Raw genomic sequence first — 9,024 nt, 5'->3', positions numbered from 1 at the left:
CCCGCGGCTGATCCGGCCGGGCCGGCTCCATCGGGGGCAGCGCCTGGGTCGCCTCGGCACCGGCCGCACGCCGGCGACGCACCATGACGGCGGGGCGGCGCGGTCTGCGGGTGTCGTCGGGTGCTTCCTCCGGGGACCAGGTGAGGTCCGGCATGGCGGCTTCGGGCAGGTCGGGGACGGTCCAGATGGGGCCTTCCAGGCTTTCCTCGCGGGCTGCGTAGGGGCCGCTCTGGTCGGTGGTCGGGCCGCGGCGCACCGGTACGCGGTTGGCGCCGGCGGTGTTGGTGGATCTGGTGCGCTGCGGTGGGTCGGCGGGCCGGTCGTTGTAGGCGGCCGGGGGTGGCCAGGCGCCCGGGGCCGGGTGGTTCGCCCGGGGGGCGTGGGCCTCGGTCAAAGGTCCGGCGTCCTGGGGTGCGCTGTCCCTGTCCCGGCGGCCGCGGCTGGTCCGGCGGTCCCTTCGGCTTGTTGCGTCCCGCCGGTCTTCCCGGGCTCCTCCGTGCTCGGCGCCGTCGGCCGGGGCGTCCTGTACGGGGCTTTCGGCCAGGCGGCGGGCTGCCTGAGCGGCCCGGCTGTAGCTGGGCTGGGCGGCCTCGTCCTCGTGGACGTAGGGGTTGGGGGCGAGGGTGAGCCCGTCCGTGCCGAGGAACACACGGTCGTCGGCGGCGGGAGCGGGCTCGTCGAAGCGCCTGCGACCGGTCACCTCCGGCACCGGGGCGATCGCCTCGCTGCCGAACCGGCCGGCCGGGAGGTTCGCTTCCCTGTCGAACCGGCTGTTGCCCGCCGGATCACTGCCGCCCTCGGCCAGGTCATCAACGCTCGCCAGGTCGACGCCCTCCACCAGATCGTCGCCGCTCAGCGGGTGGGCGGCTGCGTCCGAGAAGACCACACCGTCTTCGGCGGTTCCGGCCGAGAGAGCAGTCCCGGCTCCGGCCGCTTGCGCGCCGGCGTCCGGCATCACGTCCTCGATCGGCAGGTCAGCCACCGACCGGAGCCCCACGGGCCCGTCTCGATCGACCGCCGTCCGGAACGCCGGACCGGTCTCGCCACCCCGGTGGGACCAGGAGCGCGGCAGCTCGATCCGGTCGTCCGGGCGGGCCGGCGGCCACTGCAGCACCGGCCGGGTCGGTTCCGTCTCGATCTCCACCGGTACGTCGAACCCGGACGACGGCGGGTAAGGCGGCACCTCGGGAAGCCGTTCCACCGGAGTCGGCCAGCCGTACTCGGCCTCGTAGGACGCCACCGGCGCGGGCGTCCAGTACTCCCCCGCGACAGGCTCGTCCGGGTACTCGGGCCGGACCCAGCCCTCGACCCGGTCGCCGTACCGCCGGTCGGCGCGTTCGGCCCAGTCCGTTCCGGCGGTTTCCTCGGGCACCGGGACGAAGCCGGTCTCGTCGGCGTCCTCCAGGGCCACGTCGGCGAAGAGCCCGGGGAACGTGCCGGTGCCCGCCACCGAGTCGAACGGACCGGAGAGTTCAGCGTCGTAGTTACTGTCCGCCGGCTGCAGGCCGAGCAGGCCGAGGCCCGGCAGGTCGAGCGCGTGGGACTGTTCGGCCGGGTCGATGACGTCGGCGGCCCGGTCGAGGTCCTGGTCGATGTCCAGTTCCGGGTCGCCCGCCTGGTCGGCGGGTTCGCCCGGATCGTCGGCCCGGCTCAGCGACGCCAGCCGGAGATCGGTCGGGGCGGCACCGGCCGGGGCCGGGACGCCTTCCTCGTCGAGGTCCACGAGCCGCCGGAACACGGACCGGTCCGGGCCGTCCGCATCATCGGCCGGCGCTGTCCCCACGCCGGAGACCTCGGCGTCGACGTCCGGCCCAGGGGTACCCGAGGTCGGCCACAAGCGCCGCGAACCCGCACGGGAGCGCCCGGCCTTGTCCGCTCCTGGCCCGGACCGGCCCGGACCGGCGGGATCGGCATGACTGCGTGGGGCGGGATCGGCATGACTGCTTGGGGCGGGATCGGCATGACCGCGTGGGGCGGGATCGGCATGACTGCGTGGGGCGGGAGCAGCCGACTCGGCGGCACCGGGTTCGGCCCGACGACCCCCTCGCGGAGCGGGCACGACCGCATCCGGTCCCGTGCCGTCCTCGCTGGAAGCAGCCGGCGCCCTGCGGGTCTTGGCCGAGGATTCGGCCCGCCCACGGCGCCGCTTACGGCTCGGAGCTCCCTCATCCCGGCCCGCACCTGACGACGCCCGGCCCGCACCTGACGACGCCCGGCCCGCACCTGATGACGCCCCGCCCGCAGCTGACGACGTACCGCCGGCTCTCGACGACGCGTCGCCCGCGCCTGCCGACGTACTGCCCGCGCCTGACAACGCACCGCCAGCGCCTGACGACGTACCGTCGGCACCTGGGGAATCCGCACGGCGGCGGGTCTCGCCGTGCTCGGCCACGCGCTGGTCTTCAGAGCTGCTGCGGAACAGGGCGGCGCGGAAGACGATGAGCGTGGTGATGCCACCGACGATCAACGCCACGCCGACGGGGGTCATCCATGTCGTCACGGGGGTTGTAACGAATGGGGCATTGAGTGCGAAACGTGCTTTCCGTCGCACCCCCGCGTACGGGCACCGCGTGGCGCCTGCCGGAGCCTGGATACGATCTCTCCGGCGTGAATGCCGCCTGGCCGGCGGGCATGCGTGGGTGAGCGGAGGACGGGGCATCGTGACGGCGCAGCAGGACGTGACGCAGCAGGATGACATCCACACGACGGCCGGCAAACTCGCCGACCTCGAACGGCGCACCGACGAGGCCGTGCACGCCGGTTCGGCCCGCGCGGTGGAGAAGCAGCACGCCCGCGGCAAGAAGACCGCCCGGGAACGCATCGAGATGCTGCTCGACGAGGGTTCCTTCGTGGAGCTCGACGGCCTGGCCCGGCACCGGTCCACCGCCTTCGGGCTGGAGAAGAACCGCCCGTACGGCGACGGCGTGGTCACCGGGCACGGCACGGTCGACGGCCGCCAGGTGTGCGTGTTCTCGCAGGACTTCACCGTGTTCGGCGGCTCGCTGGGCGAGGTGTTCGGCGAGAAGATCGTCAAGGTGCTCGACCTGGCCATGAAGATCGGCTGCCCGATCATCGGCATCAACGACTCCGGCGGCGCGCGGATCCAGGAGGGCGTCGTCGCGCTCGGCCTGTACGCCGACATCTTCTTCCGCAACGTGCGGGCCAGCGGGGTCATCCCGCAGATCTCGCTGATCATGGGCCCGTGTGCGGGCGGCGCGGTCTACTCCCCGGCGATCACCGACTTCACCGTCATGGTCGACCAGACCTCGCACATGTTCATCACCGGCCCGGACGTCATCCGTACGGTGACCGGCGAGGACGTCGGCATGGAGGAGCTGGGCGGCGCCCGCACGCACAACTCCCGCAGCGGCAACGCGCACTATCTGGCCAGCGACGAGGACGACGCGATCGACTACGTGCGCGCGCTGCTGTCGTACCTGCCCAGCAACAACCTGGACGAACCGACCACCTTCGACCTGCCCGCTTCGCTGGACGTCTCGGACGCGGACCGCGGCCTGGACCAGCTCATCCCGGACTCGGCGAACCAGCCCTACGACATCAAGCGCGTGGTGGAGACCGTCGTCGACGACTTCCTCGAGGTCCAGCCGCTCTACGCGCAGAACATCGTGATCGGCTTCGGCCGGGTCGAGGGCCGGCCGGTCGGCGTCGTGGCGAACCAGCCGATGCACTTCGCCGGCACGCTGGACATCGCGGCGTCCGAGAAGGCGGCGCGTTTCGTGCGCACCTGCGACGCCTTCAACATCCCGGTGCTGACCTTCGTGGACGTGCCCGGCTTCCTGCCGGGCACCGGCCAGGAGTGGGACGGCATCATCCGGCGCGGGGCCAAGCTGATCTACGCGTACGCGGAAGCGACCGTCCCCAAGGTCACGGTGATCACCCGCAAGGCGTACGGCGGCGCGTACGACGTGATGGGCTCGAAGCACCTCGGTGCGGACATGAACTTCGCCTGGCCCACGGCGCAGATCGCGGTGATGGGGGCCCAGGGCGCGGTCAACATCCTCTACCGGGGCGAGCTGGCCGGCGCGGAGGACCCGGCGGCGCTGCGAACCGAGCTGATCAAGGAGTACGAGGACACGCTGGCGAACCCGTACATCGCGGCGGAACGCGGTTACGTGGACGCGGTCATCGCGCCGTCCGCGACCCGGGCACAGGTAACGCTGGCGCTGCGGACGTTGCGGACCAAGCGGGAGACCCTGCCGCCGAAGAAGCACGGCAACATCCCGCTCTGACGGCTCAGCCGGTGTAGCGCAGCATCAGGGCCCCGCCCCAGACCAGGGCGCCCATCGAGCCGAGCCAGAAGAACGCCACGTAGAACGCCGTGGACAGGCCCGTCTGCTGCGACAGCACCTTCGTGTCCGGTTCGCCGTCGCCCAGCCAGTGCCGGTACAGCTCGGGGATCTGCCGCACGCCGCCCATGAGCAGGAACCAGACCCAGATGTACGCGAAGACGAGTTGCGCCCCGGGCTCGGCGCGCATGGCGACCAGCCAGAGGACGGCGGCGGTGAGCGGCACGGCGATGAAGCCGAAGAAGTTGCGGACCATGACCAGCAGCAGGGCCATCAGCGCCAGGCTCATCAGCAGCACGGCCCGCGGCGCGACGTCGTGCACCAGCATCCAGGCGCCGGCGAAGCCGAAGATGGACGGTCCGAGGTAGCCGGCCAGGAACGACACCATGATGGCGAGCCAGCCACCGGCCCGGAAGCCGGTCGACCCGCCACCGCCCCCGGTGACCGTGACCTTGGTGATGCCGCGGCCCATGAGCAGGCCGAACAGCACATGCCCGCCCTCGTGGGCGATGGTGATCGCGTGCGTGGTGAACCGCCACAGCGGCACCGCGGCGATGAACGCGACCACTCCGGCGGTCCACGCGATTCCCGGTGGCGCCTCCATGCCAGCGACGCTAGCGACGGCCCTCCGTGACGCGCATCACCAGCAAATACTCAACTGGTCACCGTTCGGCTACTCGAAGTCAGGGCGTGTTGCTGACGGCGGGCAGCCACTGGCCGGCCAGCATGAAGCCGCCGATGACCAGCGCGGCCACGTCGACGGCCAGGAAGACGCCCACCCAGAACAGCGCGGGCACGTGCGTGACGCCGGCCAGCTGGTCGGCGTCGGACTCCGGCATCCGGCCGCGGCTGCGGAGCTTCTGCAGCTCGAAGACCGGGCGTACGCCGCCGATCAGCAGGAACCACACTCCGACGTACGCGAAGGCGGCCTGGACCTGTGGGGTCGCGTACCAGGAAACGGCGAAGACGATCGCCCCGGTGACCAGCACGGAGACCGCGCCGAACACGTTCCGGATGTTGATCAGCATGAGCAGCAGCAGGAGCACCGCGACCCACAGCAGCAGGGTGATCCGGTTGCCGCCGAGCAGCCAGGCGCCGCCCAGCCCGACCAGCGACGGCGCGATGTAGCCGGCCAGCAGGGTGAACATCATGCCGGGCCCGGTCGGGCGGCCGGCCGAGAGCGTGAGCCCGGACGTGTCGAACTCCAGCCGGATGCCGCGCAGTTTGCGGCCCGTCAGCAGCGCGACCAGTGCGTGGCCACCTTCGTGGGCGATGGTGATGGCGTTGCGGGCGATCCGCCACAGCGGCCGGAAGGCGACCACGGCCAGCGCGATCACCGCCGTCACGAGGACGAGCAGGCCGGGCGGGTCCGGCTGGGCACCGAGCAGGGTGTCCCAGAGGTCACTTACCGAGTCGATCGACACAGCCCGCGAGCGTAGTCGATCAGCGCAGGACTAGGCGCGGCGGCGCAGCACAGATTCCTGCTGAGGGACGGCGCGCCGCTGCAGCATGAGGCGGCCGGCAACCGCTCCGGCAACGATCATCGCGCCGGCCAGCACCATCATCACGACCAGCGCACTGGCGGTCGCCACGACAAGCGCGACGTCGGCGATCGCGACGAGCATCCACAAAGCGATCGTGGGCCTACTGCCGTGTCGTCGAATCATCTTGCACCTCCATCCGTGGTGACCGATGAATACCCATTCACCCGTCACTCACACCTGGAGGCCTACCGGTTGGCCTTGAACCCCTGGTAGATGACCTGAAGATCCTTCTGCGAAGCCGCCCAGTCCTCCGGCGACGTGTACCAGGAGATGCTGTAGGCCTGCTTGCCGGGCGTGGTGATGAATCCCCGCTTGATCGCATGCTGCGGGTTGCCGCTCACCGTGGTGTAGGTGAACTCCCAGTCGGCGGCCTTGCCGAGATAGTTGAGCCCATCCAGCCGGATCCGCTGATAGTTCTTGTACTTCGTCCCCCGCCGATCCGCTTCCTGCTGCTTCCAGTCGGCCACGGGATCGGACTTGGGCTGCTCGGAGTGGTCGATGATGAGCAGCCGGTTGTTCTTGGAGAAGTACATCTCGGTGCCATCGGCCCGAATCGAGGCCCCCTCCGGCACCGGCACCGAATAGCCGTCACCGTCGTAGACCTTCCAACCCTTCGGAAGCTTGCCCGTCGACGCAGGCTTACTGGCAGCCGGCGAAGGCTTGGCACTCGGCGTGACCGGCGCGGTGGTCGTCGGCACCGGCGCCGCGCCCGCCGGAGAACTCGGCGCGGCGGACGGCTTACCGGACGCAACCGGCGCAACCCCACCCTTCCGACCGTTGTCCTGCGTCTGATCCTCCTCGTCCCCGAAAGCCCGAGGCACAAGAACAACAAGCGCCAGCAGTACGGCGACCAGCACACCGATGGCGATCACGGTCTGGCGACGGGTAAGCGTGGTGCCGAAAACGGTGATGCCACGACCGCCGGAAGAAGGCGCGCGGACGGTCATCGGCTGCCAGGCCGGGCGGGTCGGCTGACCGAAACCGGGGGCACCGGAGACCGGTACGGCGGCCTTGGCGGCGGCGCCGGTGCGGGCAGCCGGGATGGCGGTGGTCTTGGTGGGGGTGCCGGCCGGCTTGATGACCCGGGTACGGCCGGCGTCGCTCTTGGCTGGGGCGGGCGTGCTGGCTGTCGGAGCCGCGGTCGTCGCCTTGGCCGGCTTCGTGACGGCGGCTGCCTTGGCGTCCTCTGAGCCGTCAGTTGCGGCGGGCTGGTAGCTCGCGGTGTCATCGCCCGGCGTGATCGCGTCATCCGCGGGTGCCGTGGCACTCGCGGTGCTGGAGGTCTTCGGATCAGCGTCGGTGCTGGTCGTTGCCTTGTCGGCCTCCGGCGCCTGGTCGGCGTTGCCCGCCTCGCTGGGGGAACTCTGGGCTGCTGTCGCAACGCTCGGCTTGGTCGCTGCCGCCGTGCGGCCCTTGCCCTTCTTGCGGGACGCCTTCGTGCCCGAACCAGCACCCGGGCGTGTGGCGCCGAGGCCCGTCCGGCCGGCGGTCGTTTCGTCAGCCGGCTTTTTGCTTGTCCCGGTTCCAGAGTTGCTGGCGGAGGCGCTCGTCTCTGTCCCGTCGCCTGCTTCGGCGACGACGACCTCCGGTGTAGCGCTCTCGGTCTCGGGAGCTTGGCTTCCAGCCTCGGATTCGTCAGTCACGGCTTGCGCAGCTTCGCTGCCCGTCTCGGGCGCGCTGGTCCTCGCCTCGACTGCGGCGCTTTCCTCTACCGGCGCGTCGCTGGCCTTGACGGCGTCCGGCGCAACGGGTGCATCGCTAGCCTCGCTCATCCCGGAGTCGGGCGTGTCCGAGGGGGCGGCCTTGTCAGCAGCGGCCTTCGGGGCTGCCGCCGTCGCGTCGGTCACGCTCGCATCGGCAACAGACTTGCCTTCCGCCGCGTCAGAGGCTGCTGCCGTTGCCGTGGCCTCGGTCGCCGGCTTCTGCGGCTCGTCGGCGTCGGTGCTCGCGGTAGCGGGCGGCTCCACATCCGTGGCCGCGCGGCCAGCTTCCGCCATGCCGGTGGTCTTGCTGGTCTCACTCTCGGCGATCGCGGCCTCGGCGCCTGCATCTGCCGACTTTGCTGCCTTCTCAGCCACATCACTCGAAGCTGCGGCGGCCGTCGGTGTTGCGCTTGCGGGCGACTTCGCAGCGTCGGGGTCGGCGGACACCTCGGTGGCAGATGTGCCGGGGCGCGGACCGAACGGCATGCGCGCGCCGGACTTCTTCTTCGCTGTGGTCGCGGTCGCGGCGGCAGCTTCGCCGGCCGACGTGCCGCTTTCCTGCGTCGCCTTGTCACGCGTCGCGCTGCCCGACGTCGCCTCGTCCCGCATGGCATCGCCTGACGTCGCGGCATCCTGTGTCGCGCTACCCGACGTCGTCTCATCCCGCGTGGCGCTGCCTGGCGTCGCACCATCCCGTGTCACGCCGCCCGAGGTCGCGGCATCGCCTGGCGTCGCGCCATCCCGCGTCGCGCTATCCGAGGTCGTGGCATCGCCCGGCGCCACGCCATCCCGCGTCGCGCCACCCGAGGTCGCCTTGTCCCGCGTGGCGTTGCCCGGCGTTGTGGCGTCCCGCGTCGCGCTACCTGAGGTGGCGGCGTCGCGGGTGGTGTTGGCTGGGGTCTTGGTGTCGGGGCGGTCGGTGGTCGGGGCGGTGGCGCTTGCTGAGGCCGGGTTTGCGGCCGGTTGGGACGGCTTCTCCGCTGGGCGGGGAGCTGTGGGCTTGGCCGGGGCCGTCACTCGGGCGGTGGCCGTTGTGCGGGGTGGCGGCGTGGCGGCCGGTGGGGTGCGGGGGTCGGCCACGGCGGAGCCTGCGGCGGCTGCTCGCGGGGTTGCCGGGGGTGACTTCGGGGGCTGGGTGGTCGGCCTGCGGGACTCCGGCGCGGTGGGCGGCGGGGTGGTGGCTTGGCCCGGTGGGGTTGCTGCGCGCTTGCGGTGGGCTGCCACCTCGTCGGCTGTGATTGAGCCGAAAGCGGAGCCGGACCCGCGCATCGTCGCGTCCAGGGCTGGACGGCGCGAAGCCGCTGCATCCGCGCCTGGGGGCGGGGACGATGGTGTGCCCGTACCGAATCGGTTTTCGATCTTGGTGGCATCCAGCTCGGGCGGCTTCGCGCCGTCCAGCCCTGGACGCGACGATGCGCGGGTCCGGCTCCGCTTTCGGCTCAATCACAGCCGACGAGGTGGCAGCCCACC

At 71.5% G+C, this 9,024-nt stretch carries 6 protein-coding genes; 1 reads left to right on the top strand and 5 read right to left on the bottom strand.

The genetic code is table 11. The annotated features are described in order from the left end of the window. Positions 1-1,783 (bottom strand): hypothetical protein (locus AB0C29_RS20920; protein WP_360822449.1); only part of this gene is annotated, 1,783 nt, incomplete at its 3' end. An 895-nt stretch (positions 1,784-2,678) separates the two neighbouring features. Between AB0C29_RS20920 and AB0C29_RS20915 the strand changes: the two genes are divergently transcribed. After that, positions 2,679-4,250 (top strand): acyl-CoA carboxylase subunit beta, encoded by a 1,572-nt coding sequence (locus AB0C29_RS20915; protein WP_360822451.1) that lies wholly within the window; start codon positions 2,679-2,681, stop codon positions 4,248-4,250. A 4-nt stretch (positions 4,251-4,254) separates the two neighbouring features. On the opposite strand, the gene AB0C29_RS20910 is transcribed toward AB0C29_RS20915, so the two are convergent. From AB0C29_RS20910 to AB0C29_RS20895, 4 genes are all read right to left on the bottom strand, one after another. After that, positions 4,255-4,911, bottom strand: a complete 657-nt coding sequence (locus AB0C29_RS20910; protein WP_360822447.1) for a M50 family metallopeptidase — start codon at positions 4,909-4,911, stop codon at positions 4,255-4,257. A 79-nt stretch (positions 4,912-4,990) separates the two neighbouring features. After that, positions 4,991-5,731 carry a M50 family metallopeptidase gene (locus tag AB0C29_RS20905; RefSeq protein ID WP_360822445.1) on the bottom strand — a complete coding sequence of 247 codons (741 nt, stop codon included), beginning with the start codon at positions 5,729-5,731 and terminating at the stop codon, positions 4,991-4,993. A 30-nt stretch (positions 5,732-5,761) separates the two neighbouring features. After that, positions 5,762-5,932, bottom strand: a complete 171-nt coding sequence (locus tag AB0C29_RS20900) for a hypothetical protein (protein ID WP_360822443.1) — start codon at positions 5,930-5,932, stop codon at positions 5,762-5,764. Between the two features lie 104 nt (positions 5,933-6,036). After that, positions 6,037-8,163 (bottom strand): hypothetical protein, encoded by a 2,127-nt coding sequence (locus tag AB0C29_RS20895; RefSeq protein WP_360822441.1) that lies wholly within the window; start codon positions 8,161-8,163, stop codon positions 6,037-6,039. Positions 8,164-9,024: the final 861 nt, after the last annotated feature.

The sequence above is a fragment of the Actinoplanes sp. NPDC048791 genome, from assembly GCF_040650095.1.
In the GTDB taxonomy this organism is placed as follows: domain Bacteria; phylum Actinomycetota; class Actinomycetes; order Mycobacteriales; family Micromonosporaceae; genus Actinoplanes.
Note: the sequence above shows the minus strand (reverse complement) of the source record. Positions and strands in the feature narration are given on the sequence as shown.

What these genes read in the sequence shown, in the direction of transcription:
- AB0C29_RS20900 (WP_360822443.1), bottom strand. Translation starts at nt 5,932, where the DNA reads ATGCTCGTCGCGATCGCCGACGTCGCGCTTGTCGTGGCGACCGCCAGT.
- AB0C29_RS20910 (WP_360822447.1), bottom strand. Translation starts at nt 4,911, where the DNA reads ATGGAGGCGCCACCGGGAATCGCGTGGACCGCCGGAGTGGTCGCGTTC.
- AB0C29_RS20895 (WP_360822441.1), bottom strand. Translation starts at nt 8,163, where the DNA reads ATGCGGGACGAGGCGACGTCGGGCAGCGCGACGCGTGACAAGGCGACG.